Below are 17,102 nucleotides of genomic sequence, written 5' to 3'. Positions count from 1 at the left end.
AATGAGCAAGAAATTTATCGGGACCCTTATCTCCCTGGTTGCGGTGCTGGTGCTGTTGATTTTATTGATTGCCGTAAATTTCGGTAATGTGAAAGATCGATACAAGCAGATTGAACCCAATCTCGATAACTACTCCGTTGCTGAAATTCTCTTTTTATCCTTCGAACGGACGAAAACCGCACTACTGCTGGGCGACGAGGATAACTACGATAGTTTTATGCTCAAGAAGAAAATATTTGCCTCAAAGATTGCCATTCTTGAAAGCCGTTCTACGTTAAACGACTCTTTTTATTATGACGAAGAGTTTATAAAAACAGTGGCGGTTTTGAAACGTCAGTATGCCGAACTGGATAAGCTCAGCGTTGAACTGTTAAGTGGAAAGAAAAATAGAGCCGATATACTCTCTTTTATGGAAGAGATGGAAATCACCCTGGTCGATATTCAAGAGATGATTTACAAAATACAGATAAGGAACTTCACCGAGGTTAAAGACATCATCAAAGACAATTCAGGTAAAGCCGAGCTATTTGCCATGTTCTCGCTGGTGCTGATTTTCTTGATGATGTTTCTTATCTTGAAGAACGCGTTTTCACTGAAGGAGATAGTTAAGAATAAGAACATATTTATTTCTTCCATCTACCATGAGATCGCTGGCTCAACGCAGGCTATCGTGATTGCGGCAGACATCATGGAGCACGAGCTGGTTCAGGATGAGTTGAAGAAAGAAGCCAGGCTCATCTCGCACCATGGCAATAAAATTGCAGAGCAAACGCGCGAGGTGATGGATTACTCACGGCTTGAAATGGGGGAGGTAAAGGTAAATGATTCCCTGTTTTCACTCAATGAAGTGGTTGACGATGCCGTCGCCGCGGTGAGCGGGGAAGGTCGCAATCAATTTATTATCCGACATTCGTCTTATGCAGGGAAAATCCATGCCGATAAGTACAAACTATATCGAATACTCGTCAACCTGTTGGGCAATGCCGATAAATATACGCATGGCGGCCTGGTTATCGTGAATGTGAAGGTCTGTAATAGCCGCCTTTATCTTCTGGTGAAGGATAACGGCATCGGCTTTGACGTGAAAAATATTGACAGATTATATAAGGCATTCAATCAGGGATTGGAAAGGGAGACGCGTCAGGGGCTGGGCTTGGGGCTAACCATTATAAAGAACTATGTGACCAGGATGAAAGGCACCATCAGAGTGAAATCAGCCGTGGGCAAAGGGTCGTCATTCCTCATTTGCCTGCCAATAAAATCAGTTGAAGAATAAATGGGAAAGCAACAGCGAAGAGATAATGAGCGGCTTAGCCGGCTTCTCAACCAAATGCACGTCGTAGTTTAATATCATATCGCCTATGTTTTTCTCATAGTGGTTTAACTGGCCGGTCAGGATGATGATCTGCGCAGGGGGGAGCATCAGGTCTTTTATCTTTTCTACGACCTTTTCGGACGTCTCGCCGAAGTCTAACAGCCAATCAAGGATAAAGGCCTCGTAGGTGTGCTGCTCCAGGCCATCGATGATCGCCGTCGCCGTTGGGAAGGTATCTGTTTCAATCCCGTAGCGGGTGGTGATTTTCTTCAGCAACTCCAGTATGTCTTGATCGTTGTCGAGTATGGCTATCCTTGGTGTGGGCAAAAAGTCTATTTTTCTGACCTTATACAGCTCTGCACCCACGCTTTTATCTCTGTCGGTGTTAATAATAAAAAGATCGTTTTTTCTGAACGCATAGGTTTCCGTATCCTCAATGTGATCTACCGGCTTGTCGTCAACCTCAATATTGCATCGTTTATGTATGTTGTTCATGATAAAGACGCAGTTATGGGCTCTGCGCCCTCCAAACGATTCGTTGAAGTATTGAAATATCTTCTTTATCTCGTCGAGAGTGATGCCTCTTTTACCGTCCAGTTTCTGCTTGGCGCTGTTGTACTGGAGGTTCAGTATGCTCGCCATCGTTGATGCGTGCTTTCTGTCTCCAACCCCTTTCTGGGCCAGCAGCGTACTGATTGCATCTGCGTAATTTAGCGCTTTCTTCATGATCACCTCGATTTTCCTGACGTTGACCACGAGCATTTTGTGTCCCGAGGCTATCTGTTGGCTCGATTATAGATGATGTCAGGATGGCTGCGGCTATATCCGTTTGATTTTATTAATTAAACTCAAAAAGAACTCAATTTTTCATTAAAAGACACTCAAAAAGCATTCACATTTTACCGTTGATATGATTAATTAGCACTCATACGTGTGATTTGCGTTCCTGGGGGGGCTGCCAGTCTCACAAAATAAGCTGCCTGCACTCGCCTCCAAGACGAGTGCAGGCAGTAAAAAGATACACGGCCAACACCAGTGCCATTACAGCATCAGGGACTCACTGCATCACTGCGACGTTGCTGATATTGCCGGACGCTTGCTATCACCACGTCCGGTGCGACCACACCTTCTCGCCCTAAAATCACCGCCCGCGACGTGCCCTGAGCGACGATCCGATCGCCAACGCTGAAAGTATGGGTGGCATAGAAATAGCGTTCGTCCCAGTGGGTAATGCTCATGCTGACCTGATAGCGCTGGAACGGCTGCAACGCCTTTTTGTAATCCATGGTGTGCTGGCTGATGATCGGTGACCAACGTCGTTTAAGCATCAACGCCATCAGGCCGGTACGGATAAACAAATCGACCCGGTTCAGATCGCATACCGTCATGTAGCGGCCATTGTTCATATGCAGATTGAGGTCGATGTCATTCAGCCAAACTCGGGTCGCCAGTTGGTTGGTCAAAGCGTCCATCGACATACGTGGTTTCCAGCACGATGAGAGTAAAACCCAGATCAGTCGCAGGTACAGATTCATAGTGGTTATCTCGCAGAGTTATCAGACCGCGTCGGCGATCAAACTTTAAATGTGGTCCAACCAGTTTATTTTGTCAAAAGACCGGCGAGATGAATGCGGGAGGAGTCAAACATTAGGAGGTCCCGGAGTCGCGCGGGAGGGTATCCGGCGCGATCCGGGGGTTGGTAAGCAGAGCCGTTGAGAAAATAGCGGCTCCGGCTGGTGCCGGATTCGGAAGCCAGCATCGCCACTATAGCCGCGCTGATTTCCCATACCAGCAGCCTCTGCAGGCTTTGCGCGGTGCTTCCATGGCATTTCCAACGGTGCTGCAAAGATTGCAAATTACTGCGCGCTGCGCCCCAGATATCCGTCCCAGTCTTTCCATACCGGCTGCAAACCGGCGTCGCTGATAGCTTGCGACACCTGTTGCGGTGTGCGGCCGTCGTGTGGTTCGAACTGTTCCAGTTCAGGCGGCACATCGTCGGCATAGCCGCCGGGTTGGGTTTTGGAGCCGGCGCTGACGCTGTTGATCGCTACCGGGATCATATGATCGCGGAAGAACGGCGACTCGCGTGTCGACAGAGAAAGCTCTACGTCAGGAGCGAAAAGGCGAAAGGCGCAGATTAACTGTACGAGTTGCGGTTCGCTCATGATTGATGCCGGTTCGATGCCGCCGGCGCAGGGACGCAGGCGCGGGAATGAAATTGAGTAGCGGCTCTGCCAGTAAGTTTGCTGGAGATAGAACAGGTGTTCGGCCAACATGTAGCAATCGGTGCGCCAGCTATTGGAAAGCCCGATGAGCGCGCCAAGGCCGATCTTGTCGATCCCCGCGCGGCCGAGACGATCCGGCGTGGCCAGTCGCCAGTGAAAGTCCTGTTTCTGGCCGCGCAGGTGATGTTGTTGGTAAGTGGAAGGATGATAGGTTTCCTGGTACACCAGCACACCGTCCAACCCCAGCGTTTTCAGCTCTGCATATTCCTCCTGCGCCAACGGCTGCACCTCCATCATCAGTGAGCTGAAGTGGGTGCGGATCGCCGGAATATGATCGCGAAAATAGTTCATGCCGACCTTGCTCTGGTGTTCGCCGGTGACCAGCAACAGGTGCTCGAAGCCCAACGCCTTAATCGCCAGGCATTCGCGCTCGATCTCGGTAGCATTGAGCGTTTTGCGTTTGATGTGGTTACTCATCGAGAAACCGCAATAGGTGCAGTCGTTGGCGCACAGGTTGGACAGGTACAGCGGCACGTAGAAGCCGACCACGTTGCCAAAGCGTTGGCGCGTCAGCTGTTGTGCACGCTGCGCCAGCGGCTCCAGGTAGGGCGCAGCCGCGGGCGAGATCAACGCCATAAAGTCTTCACGCGTCAATTTTTCCGCATTGAGCGCCCGTTCGACATCCAGCGCAGTTTTACCGTTGATGCGCAGCGAGATATCGTCCCAATCGAGCTGTTGCCAGCGGCTACTGAAATCCTCTGCCATCACAATGCCTCCCCAGGTTGGCTAAGGAAGGCGGTCAGTGGGCTGGAGGCCACTGCATTGCGGCTGCGGCCTCCCAACCCGGCCTGGCGAGCCAGCTCACCGGCTTCCAGTGCCAAACGGAACGCGCGTGCCATTTGTACCGGGTCGCGCGCCACGGCGATTGCCGTATTCACCAGCACCGCATCGGCACCCAGTTCCATCGCCTCCAGCGCATGGCTTGGCGCACCGATGCCGGCATCGACCACCACCGGCACTTTGGCCTGTTCGATAATGATTTCCAGGAAGTCGCGGGTCCGCAGTCCGCGATTGGATCCTATCGGTGCGCCGAGCGGCATCACCGCTGCGCAGCCCACCTCTTCCAACCGTTTACACAACACCGGATCGGCACCGCAGTAGGGCAATACCACAAAGCCCTCTTTAACCAGCGTTTCAGCCGCTTTCAAGGTTTCAATCGGGTCCGGCAGCAGATATTTCACGTCGGGATGAATTTCCAGTTTTACCCAATGGGTGCCAAGCGCCTCACGCGCCAGTCGGGCGGCAAACACGGCTTCAGCGGCGGTTTTGGCGCCCGAAGTATTGGGTAACAGGCGCACGCCCAACTGTTGAAGTGGCGCAAGAATGGCATCGTTGCCGCCGCGCAGGTCAACGCGCCTCATCGCCATGGTCACTAGCTGCGAGCCGGAGGCTTGCAGCGCGTCCAGCATCAGCGCAGGGGTGGCGAATTTTCCGGTGCCGGTAAACAGGCGTGAGGTAAAGGTGGTATCGGCGATTTGCAGCATGTCAGCCTCCGGCAATCGCTTGAAACAGCAGGATGTCATCACCGTCCTGCACCTGGTGGTTAGCCCAATCGGCGCGCGGGATGATAGTTTGGTTAATCGCCAGTGCGGTGCCTGGCTGGTGGCGTTCCAACTGCTCAAGCAGGGCGGTGACGCTCAGTGGTTGCGCCAGTTCCAGCGGTTGGTCATTCAGCCGGATTTTCATGCCGTGCCTCCGCATACCGGGCAGGTGCTGGCCTGGCTGAGCTGCAACGTACTCCAGCTTTGCTGCTTGCCATCGAATAGCCGCAACTTGCCGCTGAGCGACGAGGGCATGCCCGCCAGCATTTTTATCGCCTCGAGCGCCTGCAGGGTGCCAATGACGCCAACTACCGGGCCGAGCACGCCTGCGGTACGGCAGTTGCGTTGCGGCTCGGTTTGCTCCGGGTACAGACAGGCGTAGCAGCCGTGGGCATAGGGCGGTTCAATCACCAGCAACTGGCCGCTGAAGCCGACCGCGCTGCCGCTGATCAGCGGTTTGCCGGCGGCGATACAGGCGGCGTTCACCTCATGGCGGGTTGTCATGTTATCGCTGCAATCCAGGATCAGGTCGGCGCGCTCCACGGCATCTTGCAAGGTTTTTCCCTGCAGACGCTGTTCCAGCGCGATGGATTCCACCTGCGGATTCAGCGCCTGCAACTGACGCTGCGCCAGAGCGGCTTTGCTTTTGGAAACGTCGGTACTGCGGTAGAGGATCTGACGCTGCAGGTTGGTGATATGCAGCGTATCGTCATCGGCCAACAGCAGCGTGCCGACGCCGGCAGCGGCCAGATAGAGTGCGGCTGGGGACCCTAATCCCCCCAGTCCGACCAGCAAAACCGATGCCTGTTTAAGCTTTTCCTGGCCTTGCGGACCTACGTCCTCCAGCAGCAGCTGTCGGCTGTAGCGCAGAAATTCTTGATCGTTAAGCATCGAGTCACTCCTTGCCTTCGATCAGTTGCAAAAGCTGCGCGGTGGCCGCACGCCAGTCCGGAGCCTTGGTGATAGCGCTGACTACGGCTACGCTGCCGACGCCGCAATCCAGCACTGCCGCCACGCGATCAATCCCGATCCCGCCGATCGCCACCGTTGGATAGTCATCCAGTTCGGCGACATGGCGTTTCAGCTCAGCCAAGCCTTGAGGTGCGGAAGGCATCTCTTTGGTTTGGGTTGGGAAGATATGCCCTAGCGCGATATAAGAGGGTTTGACTGCGATTGCCCGGGCTAATTCAGCATCGTCATGGGTGGAAACGCCAAGCCGTAATCCTGCCCGATGGATCGCCGCCAGATCGGTGGTATCCAAATCTTCCTGACCGAGGTGTACGCCATAGGCGCCGTGCTTAATCGCCAGTTGCCAGTAGTCGTTGATAAACAGCCGGGCGTGATATTGCTTGCCGAGGGCTATGGCGGCGGCAATATCATCCTCGACTTGCTCATCCGGCAAATCCTTGATGCGCAGTTGGATCGTGGTTACGCCCGCCTCCAGCAGGCGGGCAATCCATTCAACGCTGTCGACGACCGGGTATAACCCCAGCCTGTGCGGCGTGGCGGGGAAAGGCGTGGCGATATCAGTCATTGTTCATCTCCTCCTGCAGGTTACCGACGCTGTGGTACAGCTCGCTGCCCCGTGAACGGAACTCGGCCGACATCTTCTCCATACCGGTTAGCTGCACCTCTATCGGCTTGGCCGCTTCCTGCGCGGCGGCGTAGTCGCGCACCTCTTGCGAGATCTTCATCGAGCAGAACTTCGGCCCGCACATTGAGCAGAAATGGGCGATTTTGCCGGACTCCTGCGGCAGGGTTTCGTCGTGATAGGCACGGGCGGTGGCGGGATCGAGCGCCAGATTGAACTGATCTTCCCAGCGGAATTCGAAGCGAGCTTTGGACATGGCGTTATCACGGATTTGCGCACCTGGGTGGCCTTTGGCCAGGTCAGCAGCGTGGGCGGCGATCTTGTAGGTGATCAATCCCTGCTTTACGTCTTCTTTGTTCGGCAGGCCCAGGTGTTCCTTTGGCGTTACGTAGCACAGCATGGCGCAGCCGAACCAGCCGATCATCGCGGCCCCTATGCCGGAGGTGAAGTGGTCATAACCGGGTGCGATATCGGTGGTCAATGGGCCTAAGGTATAGAACGGCGCTTCATGGCAGTGTTCCAGCTCTTCGGTCATGTTGCGGCGGATCATCTGCATCGGTACGTGACCTGGGCCTTCGATCATCACTTGCACGTCATATTCCCAGGCGATTTTTGTCAGTTCGCCCAGCGTGTGCAGCTCAGCGAACTGCGCTTCGTCGTTGGCGTCCTGAATCGAACCGGGGCGCAGGCCGTCACCCAGCGACAGCGATACGTCGTAGGCGGCGCAGATTTCACAAATTTCGCGGAAGTGTTGATACAGGAAGTTTTCCTGATGATGCGACAGGCACCACTTGGCCATGATCGAACCACCACGAGAGACGATGCCGGTCAGGCGTTTGGCGGTCATCGGTACATAACGCAGCAGCACGCCGGCGTGGATGGTGAAGTAGTCGACGCCTTGCTCGGCCTGCTCCAGCAGCGTATCGCGGAACACTTCCCAGGTCAGGTTCTCCGCCACGCCGTTCACTTTTTCCAGCGCCTGGTAGATAGGCACCGTGCCGATCGGCACCGGGCTGTTACGCAGGATCCATTCACGGGTTTCGTGGATATAGCGGCCGGTGGACAAATCCATCACGGTGTCTGCACCCCAGCGGGTGGACCACACCAGCTTCTCCACTTCTTCTTCGATCGACGAAGTCACTGCCGAATTGCCGATATTGGCGTTGACCTTCACCAGGAAGTTACGGCCGATGATCATCGGCTCGGCTTCCGGGTGATTGATGTTAGCGGGAATGATGGCGCGGCCGGCGGCCACTTCCTGGCGAACGAATTCCGGCGTGATGTTTGGCGGCAGGTTAGCGCCCCAGCTTTGGCCGGGATGCTGGTGGCGCAGCACTTCGCCGCGGATGCGCTCACGGCCCATGTTTTCGCGGATGGCGATGAATTCCATTTCCGGAGTGACGATGCCGGCGCGAGCGTAGTGCAACTGGGTGACGCATTTGCCCGGTTGCGCCTTGCGCGGCTGCGGCAGATGCTCGAAGCGCAGATGATCCAACCCTTCGTCCGCCAGGCGTTGCTGAGTGAATCCGGAACTGACGCCTTTGAGGGCTTCGGTATCGCCGCGTTCTTCGATCCAGCCGGCGCGTAGTTTCGCCAGGCCGCGATGCACATCGAGCTCGGATTGCGGATCGCCGTACGGGCCGGCGGTGTCATATACCGGGATAGCTTCGTTCTGCTCGTATTGCGGGTTGTCTTTGTCACCGCCAGTCAGCGTCGGGCTGAGCTGGATTTCACGCATCGGGACCCGAACATCGCTGCGCGAGCCTTGCAGATAGATGCGGTGTGAATTGGGAAAGGATACGCCCTGCAGAGTGTCGATAAACTGCTGGGCTTCTTCGCGCTGTTCTTTACGGGCGCGCGGTTTTTTAACGTTAGACATAGCAAATTCCTACCAGTGTGATGAGTGGGGAAAATTGCTTGTCTGGAGCTCGGAGGGAGTAATGATACTGGCCGGCAAGGCGGAGGTATCCCCCGTTCGGGAAGCCCTGCCAGTGGCGATAGATTACTCTTGTTCCCTTCGCGGGTATTAACCCGATCAGGTTCCGCGGATCCCGAATTAACGGTCTCAGCCTGGCCAATTTGATGAGCAAATCAGCGCTAGGCACTCCGACAAGATGCCCTCCAGTATAGGAGGGTTAATAAAAAAAACTACAAAATTCTAACGCGTCTGATCCACCGCTTTATCCGGCAGAGGTTGCTGCGAGGCTTTGGTCGCCAGTTGGATCAGCTTATCTTCCAGGGCAAAGCGTGCCTCAAGTGTTTCACCGATATCCGAGAGCGCCCGGTGGAATTCCATGCACACGTCCTGATCGATATCTACTTCGGTATAGCGATCGTGGAAAGTCATGATCTGCTCGGTATTGACCCAAAGTTTGGGATAGATGTTTACCGATAGCGACATTTTCGGACTGGGTGCGGCTTCCACTTGTTTGATAATTCTGTCATAGATATGAAAATGCCCGGCAGAGAGATAATCCACCAAATTATGGCAAAAGTTCTCCAGCGCTTTTTCATTCAGCGGCGTATGCTTTTCTTTGTTCGGTTTGATGCCCACGAGGGTGCAATAGGCGACGAGCAACTGCTTGCGCGCCTGAAGCCATTGATCAACTAATTCATTACTACCACCAACGCGCTGAGTCAGGCTTTCCAAACGGTTGAGCATGTTTGACTCCGTAAGTAATAAAAAGTAACAGTAAGTTATTAAAATGTAACAAGGCCGATTTGTAGAGTGCCAGTGAAGCTGAGGTTGTGCAACAACGATATGGAACTTGCATTAACGGGTAATGAAAATGGCTGGTGGATCGTCAGCCATGAAAGCAAACTTTGGTTACCGCGCGGTGAATTGCCGTTCGGTTCGGCGTCGTCGTTTTCCCTGCAGGGGCGAATGGCGCGCACCATTGGTGAATGGGAAGGGCTGCCGGTGTGGCTGGTGCGCCAGACGATGCCGCAGGATATGGGCTCGGTGCGTCAACTGCTCGAGCTCGATCGCGGGTTGTTTCAGCTTGCCGGGCGCGGCGTGCAACTGGCCGACTTTTACCGCTCTCATCGCTTCTGCGGTTATTGCGGCCATGAGATGCACCTGAGCCGTACCGAGAGCGCCTGTTTGTGCGGTCACTGTCGGGAGCGTTACTACCCGCAGATTGCACCCTGCGTGATCGTCGCTATTCGACGTGACGATGAGATCCTGCTGGCGCAGCATGTGCGTCATCGCGGCGGCATTCATACTGTGCTGGCCGGTTTTGTCGAGGTCGGCGAAACGCTGGAGCAAGCGGCCGCACGCGAGGTGATGGAAGAAAGTAATATTGAAATCAAAAACCTGCGTTATGTGACTTCTCAGCCCTGGCCGTTCCCGCATTCGCTGATGATGGCCTTTATGGCCGATTACCACCGCGGTGAGATTCGTCACGATCCGAAAGAGCTGCTGAACGCCGGCTGGTACCGTTATGACCAGTTGCCGCTGTTGCCGCCACCCGGCACCGTGGCGCGCCGCCTGATAGAGGACACCGTAGCCTTATGCCGTGAGCAATAAATCGCTACAATAACGGCAGATGAATAAGGGAGCCCTATGATGAATGAGTTGAAGAACGATCGTTACCTGCGCGCGTTGCAACGTATGCCGGTGGATGTGACCCCCGTATGGATGATGCGTCAGGCCGGTCGTTATTTGCCGGAGTACAAAGCTACCCGCGCTCAAGCCGGCGATTTCATGTCGCTGTGCAAGAACGCGGAGTTGGCCTGTGAGGTTACGCTGCAACCGCTGCGCCGCTATGCGCTGGATGCCGCCATCCTGTTCTCCGATATCCTCACCATTCCCGATGCTATGGGGCTGGGCCTGTATTTCGAAGCCGGTGAAGGCCCACGCTTCTCTTCACCCATCACCAGCCGTGCCGACGTGGACAAACTGCCGGTGTTCGATCCGGAAGTAGAACTGGGCTATGTGATGAACGCCGTACGCACCATCCGTCGCGAACTGAAAGGCGAAGTGCCGCTGATTGGCTTCTCCGGCAGCCCGTGGACGCTGGCGACCTATATGGTGGAAGGCGGCAGCAGCAAAGCCTTCACCAAGTTGAAAAAAATGATGTACGCCGAACCGGCCACGCTGCATTTGCTGCTGGATAAGCTGGCGGACAGCGTCATTTTGTATCTTAACGCCCAGATTAAAGCCGGTGCGCAGTCGGTGATGGTGTTCGATACCTGGGGCGGCGTGCTGACCGGCCGCGACTATCGCGAATTCTCGCTGCACTACATGCACAAGATTGTCGACGGGCTGCTGCGTGAAAACGACGGCCGCCGCGTACCGGTCACGTTATTCACCAAAGGCGGCGGCCAGTGGCTGGAGGCGATGGCGGCGACCGGTTGTGACGCACTGGGTCTGGACTGGACTACCGATATCGCGGATGCGCGCCGTCGCGTAGGCGACAAAGTGGCGCTGCAGGGGAATATGGATCCGTCCATGCTGTATGCGTCGCCTGAACGCATCGGTCAGGAAGTGGAAACCATTCTCGCCGGTTTCGGCCACGGCGAGGGCCACGTGTTCAACCTGGGCCATGGTATTCATCTGGACGTACCGCCGGAAAATGCCGGCGTGTTTGTGGAAGCCGTTCACGCGCAATCGGCGAAATACCATCGTTAAGGAAAGGATGTGATCGATACCCAAGCCCTGCGCGCAGAGCAGTTGCGGCTCGCGTCTGAAGTCATCCGCCACGATGACTTTCTGGTCGATACGCCGGCTTTTATCGCCGGCGCTGACGTGGGTTTTGAGCAGGAAGGTGCGGTGACGCGAGCCGCCATCGCCATCCTGCGGTATCCGTCGCTGGAGCTGGTTGAATGCCAGATTGCCCGCGTGGCTACCACCATGCCTTATATTCCCGGTTTTCTTTCATTCCGCGAATACCCCGCGTTGCTTGCCGCGTGGGAGCAATTGCAACAGAAGCCAGAGCTGGTTTTGGTCGACGGCCATGGTATCTCGCATCCGCGCCGCCTGGGCGTTGCCAGCCACTTTGGGTTGTTGGTCAACGTGCCGACCATCGGCGTGGCAAAGAAGCGCCTGTGCGGTAAATTCGCCCCGCTTGATGTTGCTGCCGGTGCGCTGGCGCCGCTGGAGGATAAAGGCGAACAGCTTGGCTGGGTGTGGCGGAGCAAGGTACGTTGCAACCCGTTGTTTATTGCCAGCGGCCACCGCGTCAGCACCGACAGCGCGCTGGGCCGATGCCATTGCTTCGCGCCGGCCGGCCTTCCAGCGCTGGCTGCAACAGCATCCAGAGGTGCCGCAATGACCGATTTCGGGTACACTGCGGCGCAGATAACGCGTAAGAGAGTGAATAATGCTACGTAACCCGATTCATTTACGTCTGGAAAAGCTTGAAAGCTGGCAACATTTGACCTTTATGGCCAGTTTGTGCGAGCGTATGTATCCGAATTACCAGATGTTCTGCCTGCAGACCGAGTTCGGCGATCCGGCCATTTACCGCCGCATTCTGGATTTGGTGTGGGAAACCCTGGTGGTGAAGGATGCCAAGGTCAACTTTGACAACCAACTGGAGAAGTTGGAAGAGGCGATCCCCTCGGCAGAAGATTACGATCTTTACGGCGTTTACCCGGCGATTGACGCCTGTATCGCATTAGGGGAACTGATCCATTCGCGGCTCAGCGGGGAGACGCTGGAGCACGCCATTGCCATCAGCGAAACCTCAATTCGCACCGTGGCGATGTTGGAAATGACTCAGGCCGGTAAAGAAATGACCGACGATGAGTTGAAGGTTCTGCCTGCGGTAGAGGAAGAATGGGACATTCAATGGGAAATTTTCCGCCTGTTGGCTGACTGCGAAGAGCGTGATTTAGAACTGATCAAAGGGTTGCGTTCGGACCTTCGCGAGGCCGCGGTAAGTAACATCGGGATAAATTTAACGCAATAAGGCAAGAAAACGTGATTTAACGCCTGATTTGTCATGCCTTAAGGCTTCACATCCGCACCCTGTCTGGTCTACATTTGGGGGGCGTAAAAAAAGTGGCTATCGGTGCGTGTATGCAGGAGGGTGCTGTCAATCGGCATATCCGTCGCACTCGATGCTTTGCAAACGATAAACACACTGTAAGGATAACTTATGAACAAGACTCAACTGATTGATGTAATCGCGGACAAGGCTGACCTTTCCAAAGCACAAGCTAAACTGGCTCTGGAATCCACCCTGGCTGCTATTACTGAGTCTCTGAAAGAAGGTGATGCGGTACAATTGGTTGGTTTCGGTACTTTCAAGGTAAACCATCGTAGCGAGCGCACTGGCCGCAACCCACAGACTGGTAAAGAAATCAAAATCGCAGCTGCCAACGTGCCTGCGTTCGTTTCTGGTAAAGCACTGAAAGACGCAGTTAAGTAATACTGCGTGTTGGTGAAAAGATTAAGCAGAGGGGCGATGGCGCCCCTTTTGTTTGTCCGACAGGCGCTGCTGGCCATTGGCATTGCCGGTGGCCTAAGCGCCTGCAGCAGTCATTCCGATCCCCCCACTTTTACCGCCAGCGGCTATGTGGCTGACCAGGGCGTTATGCGTCTGTGGCGTAAAGACGACGACCAGCAACGCCCACAGGTGCTGATGAGTGTCTACAGCCCTTATCGCGGGCCAGGCACGGTCACCACCCTGTACGAATACCAGAACGGCGAACTGCGCCAGATTAAGCGCACTGACGCCGATCGCGACCAAGACTCCATTCAATTGCGCTTCGCCGATGATGGCACGGTGAGCTTTATGCAACGCCAACTGGCTACGCGGCGTGAGCAGTTGACCGGCGATGAAATCGCCTTGTATCAATATCAGGCGCGGCGGGTTCTTGAACTGAGCGAGGCGTTGCGCGTCGGTAAGGTGAAGCTGATACAAGGGCGTTGGCAGCAGGGCGTGGTGCAAACCTGTGATGGGCAATCAATCAAACCGGGGCTGGATAATAATGCGGAAGCCTGGATCGCGCGGCGTGCCCACAACAGCGGCCAACCGGTGAATATAGCCTGGTTGGATGCACCTGAAGGACGCGAACTGTTGCTGGTGGCGAACGACGATTTTTGCCGCTGGGAACCGAAAGAAGATACGCTATAAAAAAGGGCTCTGTATGCAGAGCCCCGTTGGATTGTGGTGCGACGTTCAGATCATTTGCCGCGGGCAATCGCGCGATAGCCTATATCGTTGCGACAGAAACTGCCCTGCCACTGAATGCCTTTCGCCAACTGGTATGCGCGTTGCTGCGCTTCCGCCACCGTTGCACCCAGCGCCGTCACGCACAGTACGCGCCCACCGTTAGTGACAACATCCTCACCTTGCATGCGCGTACCGGCATGGAACACTTTGCCGTCGACACTTTCCTGCTGCGGTAAGCCCTGAATCACGTCACCGTTGCTGTAGTCGCCCGGGTATCCACCGGCCGCCAGTACCACGCCCAAAGCAGGGCGATCGTCCCACTCCGAGGTTTTCTCGCCCAGCTTGCCTTCCGCCCCGGCCAGACACAGTTCAACCAGATCGGAACGCAGACGTAGCATGATGGGCTGCGTTTCCGGATCGCCGAAGCGGCAGTTGAACTCAATCACCTTCGGCTGGCCGTCTGCAGAAATCATCAGCCCGGCGTACAGGAAACCGACGTAGGTATTACCTTCCGCGGCCATACCACGTACCGTTGGCCAAATGACCTGATCCATTGCGCGCTGGTGGATTTCATCAGTGACCACTGGGGCAGGGGAATAGGCGCCCATACCGCCGGTGTTAGGGCCGGTATCGCCATCGCCAACGCGTTTGTGATCCTGGCTGGTGGCCATCGGCACCACGTTCTCGCCGTCGACCATCACGATAAAACTGGCTTCTTCACCGTCAAGGAACTCTTCCACCACGATACGGTGGCCCGCGTCGCCAAAAGCGTTGCCGGCCAGCATGTCCTGTACTGCGTCTTCCGCTTCCTGCAGCGTCATGGCGACGATGACGCCTTTACCGGCGGCAAGGCCATCAGCCTTAATGACGATGGGCGCGCCTTTGCTGCGTACATAGGCCAGCGCCGCTTCAACGTCGGTAAAGTTCTGGTACTCGGCGCTCGGAATGTTATGGCGCGCCAGGAAGTCTTTGGTAAAGGCTTTAGAGCCTTCCAACTGTGCGGCAGCCTGGGACGGGCCAAAGATTTTCAGGCCGGCGGCCTGGAAGGCGTCAACCACGCCAATCACCAGCGGCGCTTCCGGCCCAACGATGGTCAGACCGATGTCATGGCTCTGCGCAAAGGCAACCAGCGCCGGAATATCGGTGGCGGAGATCGCTACGTTTGCCAGGTTTGGTTCCAGCGCAGTACCGGCGTTGCCCGGCGCGACGTAAACTTTGTCTGCCAGCGGTGACTGAGCGACCTTCCATGCCAGCGCATGTTCACGCCCGCCGTTGCCGATAATTAAAATGTTCATCAGGTACTCCATGCAGAGCGTGCGCCGTAGCGCACGCGGCAAAAGGGATTAATGGCGGAAGTGGCGCATGTCGGTGAAGATCATCGCAATGCCGTGCTCGTTGGCGGCGGCAATCACTTCGTCGTCGCGGATTGAACCACCAGGCTGGATCACGCAGGTGATGCCAACCGCCGCGGCGGCATCGATGCCGTCACGGAACGGGAAGAAGGCGTCGGATGCCATGGCGGAACCTTTCACTTCAAGCCCTTCGTCAGCCGCTTTGATTCCGGCGATTTTGGCGGAGTAAACGCGGCTCATCTGGCCGGCGCCTATACCGATGGTCATGTTATCGCGCGCATAAACGATGGCGTTGGATTTCACGAACTTGGCTACTTTCCAGCAGAACAACGCATCACGCAGTTCCTGAGCGCTTGGCTGACGTTCGGATACCACGCGCAGATCGCCCTCGGTAACCATACCCAGATCGCGATCCTGCACCAACAGGCCGCCGTTGACGCGTTTGAAGTCCAGAGCGGCAACGCGCTGCTGCCACTGGCCGCAGGCCAGCACGCGTACGTTTTGCTTGGCGGCCAACAGAGTACGGGCTTCCTGGCTGATGCTCGGCGCAATGATCACTTCCACGAACTGGCGGCTAATGATGGCTTGCGCGGTCGCGGCATCCAGCTCACGGTTGAAGGCGATGATACCGCCAAACGCCGAGGTCGGGTCGGTCTGGTAGGCGCGCTCGTAGGCCGCCAGAATATCGTCGCCGATCGCCACACCGCATGGGTTGGCGTGCTTGACGATCACGCAGGCCGGCTCGCCGAACTCTTTCACGCATTCCAGCGCGGCGTCGGTATCGGCGATGTTGTTATAGGACAGTGCCTTGCCCTGCAACTGGTCTGCGGTAGCGACAGAAGCTTCCTGAACGTTCTCTTCTATATAGAAGGCAGCTTGCTGGTGGCTGTTTTCGCCGTAGCGCATATCCTGCTTCTTGATGTAGTTAAGGTTCAGGGTGCGTGGGAAACGGCCAGCAGGTTGTTCAGTATCACCGTGATAGGCCGGAACCAGTGCGCCGAAGTAGTTGGCGATCATGCTGTCGTAGGCGGCGGTATGCTCGAAGGCTTTAATCGCCAGATCGAAACGGGTGGCGTATTGCAGCGAGCCATCATTGTTATCCATCTCGGTAATGATGGCGGCGTAGTCGCTGCTCTTCACCACGATGGCGACGTCTTTATGGTTCTTGGCTGCGGAGCGCACCATGGTCGGGCCGCCGATATCGATATTCTCGACGGCGTCTTCCAGCGAGCAATCCGGGCGCGCGACTGTCTGGGCGAACGGATAAAGGTTAACGACCACCATGTCGATCGGCTTGATGTCGTGCTGGCCCATGATCGCATCGTCCTGACCGCGACGGCCCAGAATGCCACCGTGTACTTTGGGATGCAGGGTCTTAACTCGTCCGTCCATCATTTCCGGGAAACCGGTGTAGTCGGAAACTTCGGTAACAGGCAGGCCGGCATCTGCCAGCAAGCGGGCGGTGCCGCCGGTGGAGAGTAGTTCGACGCCACGCTGGGAAAGCGCTTCGGCGAATTCAACGATACCGGCTTTGTCGGAGACGCTGAGCAGAGCCCGGCGGATTGGACGAGGTTGTTGCATGGTTTTATCCCTTGGCTTTGGAGTCGCAATAAAGAGCGTTACGTGAATTTCCACCTGCTTCTTTCTATAAGGAAAGGATTTTCTCTCTATAGAGGAGCAATCGGGCACAGATTCAGGTAACGACCTTATAAAAGAGGGAGCGTTTCGTCGCGAGGAATTGTAGCGAAAACGTTTGCGCGGTGCTCGTAAATTTTCCTCGCAAATGGGTTCTGTGGATAAAGTTGTGTACAACAGGGTATAAGGACGGGTTTTGCTGTGGAATGCAGCAAACGATCGTTTTTGTCGAAAATACCTGTTGCGGCCTGCGAGGAAC

At 55.7% G+C, this 17,102-nt stretch carries 17 protein-coding genes, 1 pseudogene and 1 riboswitch; of the genes and pseudogenes, 7 read left to right on the top strand and 11 right to left on the bottom strand.

Annotated elements, in window-relative coordinates:
* Position 1: 1 nt before the first annotated feature.
* The gene (locus SPL01S_RS23235) at positions 2 to 1,276 is read left to right on the top strand and encodes a sensor histidine kinase (RefSeq protein WP_063203041.1); all 1,275 of its coding nucleotides are present in this window, start codon (positions 2 to 4) and stop codon (positions 1,274 to 1,276) included.
* Here the strand turns inward: SPL01S_RS23235 and SPL01S_RS23230 are convergent.
* From SPL01S_RS23230 to SPL01S_RS23190, 9 genes are all read right to left on the bottom strand, one after another.
* Positions 1,262 to 2,077 carry a helix-turn-helix domain-containing protein gene (locus SPL01S_RS23230; protein ID WP_063203039.1) on the bottom strand — a complete coding sequence of 272 codons (816 nt, stop codon included), beginning with the start codon at positions 2,075 to 2,077 and terminating at the stop codon, positions 1,262 to 1,264. The two genes, SPL01S_RS23235 and SPL01S_RS23230, sit on opposite strands and share 15 nt — an antisense overlap.
* Positions 2,078 to 2,364: 287 nt before the next feature.
* Positions 2,365 to 2,793, bottom strand: a complete 429-nt coding sequence (locus SPL01S_RS23225; protein WP_063203037.1) for a thioesterase family protein — start codon at positions 2,791 to 2,793, stop codon at positions 2,365 to 2,367.
* Between the two features lie 378 nt (positions 2,794 to 3,171).
* Positions 3,172 to 4,305 carry a 2-iminoacetate synthase ThiH gene (thiH, locus tag SPL01S_RS23220; RefSeq protein WP_063203036.1) on the bottom strand — a complete coding sequence of 378 codons (1,134 nt, stop codon included), beginning with the start codon at positions 4,303 to 4,305 and terminating at the stop codon, positions 3,172 to 3,174.
* Positions 4,305 to 5,084: a thiazole synthase gene (locus tag SPL01S_RS23215; RefSeq protein WP_004953953.1), complete on the bottom strand. Its 780-nt coding sequence runs from the start codon at positions 5,082 to 5,084 to the stop codon at positions 4,305 to 4,307. Before SPL01S_RS23215 ends, thiH begins: the two co-directional genes overlap by 1 nt.
* 1 nt (position 5,085) lies before the next feature.
* Positions 5,086 to 5,286, bottom strand: coding sequence for a sulfur carrier protein ThiS (gene thiS, locus SPL01S_RS23210; protein ID WP_004953956.1), 201 nt, complete (start codon positions 5,284 to 5,286; stop codon positions 5,086 to 5,088).
* A complete protein-coding gene (locus SPL01S_RS23205; RefSeq protein ID WP_063203034.1) occupies positions 5,283 to 6,032 on the bottom strand; it encodes a HesA/MoeB/ThiF family protein in 750 nt (249 codons plus the stop codon). The genes thiS and SPL01S_RS23205 overlap by 4 nt, the downstream gene beginning before the upstream one ends.
* Before the next feature lie 4 nt (positions 6,033 to 6,036).
* Complete coding sequence (thiE, locus tag SPL01S_RS23200) at positions 6,037 to 6,675, bottom strand: thiamine phosphate synthase (RefSeq protein ID WP_063203032.1); 639 nt, start codon at positions 6,673 to 6,675, stop codon at positions 6,037 to 6,039.
* Positions 6,668 to 8,611: a phosphomethylpyrimidine synthase ThiC gene (thiC, locus tag SPL01S_RS23195; protein ID WP_063203029.1), complete on the bottom strand. Its 1,944-nt coding sequence runs from the start codon at positions 8,609 to 8,611 to the stop codon at positions 6,668 to 6,670. The genes thiE and thiC overlap by 8 nt, the downstream gene beginning before the upstream one ends.
* A gap of 116 nt (positions 8,612 to 8,727) precedes the next feature.
* A riboswitch (TPP riboswitch) is annotated at positions 8,728 to 8,851 on the bottom strand.
* A gap of 39 nt (positions 8,852 to 8,890) precedes the next feature.
* On the bottom strand, positions 8,891 to 9,394 hold the full coding sequence (locus SPL01S_RS23190) for an Rsd/AlgQ family anti-sigma factor (RefSeq protein ID WP_004953964.1): 504 nt from the start codon (positions 9,392 to 9,394) through the stop codon (positions 8,891 to 8,893).
* A 99-nt stretch (positions 9,395 to 9,493) separates the two neighbouring features.
* Between SPL01S_RS23190 and nudC the strand changes: the two genes are divergently transcribed.
* From nudC to SPL01S_RS23160, 6 genes and pseudogenes are all read left to right on the top strand, one after another.
* Positions 9,494 to 10,261 carry an NAD(+) diphosphatase gene (nudC, locus tag SPL01S_RS23185; RefSeq protein ID WP_006323154.1) on the top strand — a complete coding sequence of 256 codons (768 nt, stop codon included), beginning with the start codon at positions 9,494 to 9,496 and terminating at the stop codon, positions 10,259 to 10,261.
* A gap of 39 nt (positions 10,262 to 10,300) precedes the next feature.
* Complete coding sequence (gene hemE / locus SPL01S_RS23180) at positions 10,301 to 11,365, top strand: uroporphyrinogen decarboxylase (protein WP_006323156.1); 1,065 nt, start codon at positions 10,301 to 10,303, stop codon at positions 11,363 to 11,365.
* Between the two features lie 9 nt (positions 11,366 to 11,374).
* Positions 11,375 to 12,008 (top strand): annotated as a pseudogene (nfi, locus tag SPL01S_RS23175) (deoxyribonuclease V).
* 48 nt (positions 12,009 to 12,056) lie between these two features.
* Positions 12,057 to 12,647 carry a YjaG family protein gene (locus tag SPL01S_RS23170; protein WP_062869258.1) on the top strand — a complete coding sequence of 197 codons (591 nt, stop codon included), beginning with the start codon at positions 12,057 to 12,059 and terminating at the stop codon, positions 12,645 to 12,647.
* A 189-nt stretch (positions 12,648 to 12,836) separates the two neighbouring features.
* Positions 12,837 to 13,109, top strand: coding sequence for a nucleoid-associated protein HU-alpha (gene hupA / locus SPL01S_RS23165; RefSeq protein ID WP_004929874.1), 273 nt, complete (start codon positions 12,837 to 12,839; stop codon positions 13,107 to 13,109).
* 36 nt (positions 13,110 to 13,145) lie between these two features.
* The gene (locus tag SPL01S_RS23160) at positions 13,146 to 13,817 is read left to right on the top strand and encodes a DUF1481 domain-containing protein (RefSeq protein ID WP_063203027.1); all 672 of its coding nucleotides are present in this window, start codon (positions 13,146 to 13,148) and stop codon (positions 13,815 to 13,817) included.
* A 50-nt stretch (positions 13,818 to 13,867) separates the two neighbouring features.
* Here SPL01S_RS23160 and purD read toward each other — a convergent pair whose 3' ends face one another.
* Positions 13,868 to 15,151, bottom strand: a complete 1,284-nt coding sequence (gene purD / locus SPL01S_RS23155) for a phosphoribosylamine--glycine ligase (protein WP_063203025.1) — start codon at positions 15,149 to 15,151, stop codon at positions 13,868 to 13,870.
* A 48-nt stretch (positions 15,152 to 15,199) separates the two neighbouring features.
* Positions 15,200 to 16,789, bottom strand: coding sequence for a bifunctional phosphoribosylaminoimidazolecarboxamide formyltransferase/IMP cyclohydrolase (purH, locus tag SPL01S_RS23150; RefSeq protein ID WP_004953982.1), 1,590 nt, complete (start codon positions 16,787 to 16,789; stop codon positions 15,200 to 15,202).
* Between the last annotated feature and the right edge of the window lie 313 nt (positions 16,790 to 17,102).

The sequence above is a fragment of the Serratia plymuthica NBRC 102599 genome (assembly GCF_001590925.1).
Classification (GTDB): Bacteria; Pseudomonadota; Gammaproteobacteria; order Enterobacterales; family Enterobacteriaceae; genus Serratia; species Serratia plymuthica.
The sequence above is the reverse complement of the archived record's forward strand: the minus strand, read 5'-3'. Positions and strand labels throughout refer to the sequence as shown.

Bases quoted from the DNA above. Each gene is read 5' to 3' on its own strand.
- SPL01S_RS23235 (WP_063203041.1), top strand. From the start codon at position 2: ATGAGCAAGAAATTTATCGGGACCCTTATCTCCCTGGTTGCGGTGCTG.
- SPL01S_RS23230 (WP_063203039.1), bottom strand. From the start codon at position 2,077: ATGCTCGTGGTCAACGTCAGGAAAATCGAGGTGATCATGAAGAAAGCG.
- SPL01S_RS23225 (WP_063203037.1), bottom strand. From the start codon at position 2,793: ATGTCGATGGACGCTTTGACCAACCAACTGGCGACCCGAGTTTGGCTG.
- thiH (WP_063203036.1), bottom strand. From the start codon at position 4,305: ATGGCAGAGGATTTCAGTAGCCGCTGGCAACAGCTCGATTGGGACGAT.
- SPL01S_RS23215 (WP_004953953.1), bottom strand. From the start codon at position 5,084: ATGCTGCAAATCGCCGATACCACCTTTACCTCACGCCTGTTTACCGGC.
- thiS (WP_004953956.1), bottom strand. From the start codon at position 5,286: ATGAAAATCCGGCTGAATGACCAACCGCTGGAACTGGCGCAACCACTG.
- SPL01S_RS23205 (WP_063203034.1), bottom strand. From the start codon at position 6,032: ATGCTTAACGATCAAGAATTTCTGCGCTACAGCCGACAGCTGCTGCTG.
- thiE (WP_063203032.1), bottom strand. From the start codon at position 6,675: ATGACTGATATCGCCACGCCTTTCCCCGCCACGCCGCACAGGCTGGGG.
- thiC (WP_063203029.1), bottom strand. From the start codon at position 8,611: ATGTCTAACGTTAAAAAACCGCGCGCCCGTAAAGAACAGCGCGAAGAA.
- SPL01S_RS23190 (WP_004953964.1), bottom strand. From the start codon at position 9,394: ATGCTCAACCGTTTGGAAAGCCTGACTCAGCGCGTTGGTGGTAGTAAT.
- nudC (WP_006323154.1), top strand. From the start codon at position 9,494: ATGGAACTTGCATTAACGGGTAATGAAAATGGCTGGTGGATCGTCAGC.
- hemE (WP_006323156.1), top strand. From the start codon at position 10,301: ATGAATGAGTTGAAGAACGATCGTTACCTGCGCGCGTTGCAACGTATG.
- SPL01S_RS23170 (WP_062869258.1), top strand. From the start codon at position 12,057: ATGCTACGTAACCCGATTCATTTACGTCTGGAAAAGCTTGAAAGCTGG.
- hupA (WP_004929874.1), top strand. From the start codon at position 12,837: ATGAACAAGACTCAACTGATTGATGTAATCGCGGACAAGGCTGACCTT.
- SPL01S_RS23160 (WP_063203027.1), top strand. From the start codon at position 13,146: ATGGCGCCCCTTTTGTTTGTCCGACAGGCGCTGCTGGCCATTGGCATT.
- purD (WP_063203025.1), bottom strand. From the start codon at position 15,151: ATGAACATTTTAATTATCGGCAACGGCGGGCGTGAACATGCGCTGGCA.
- purH (WP_004953982.1), bottom strand. From the start codon at position 16,789: ATGCAACAACCTCGTCCAATCCGCCGGGCTCTGCTCAGCGTCTCCGAC.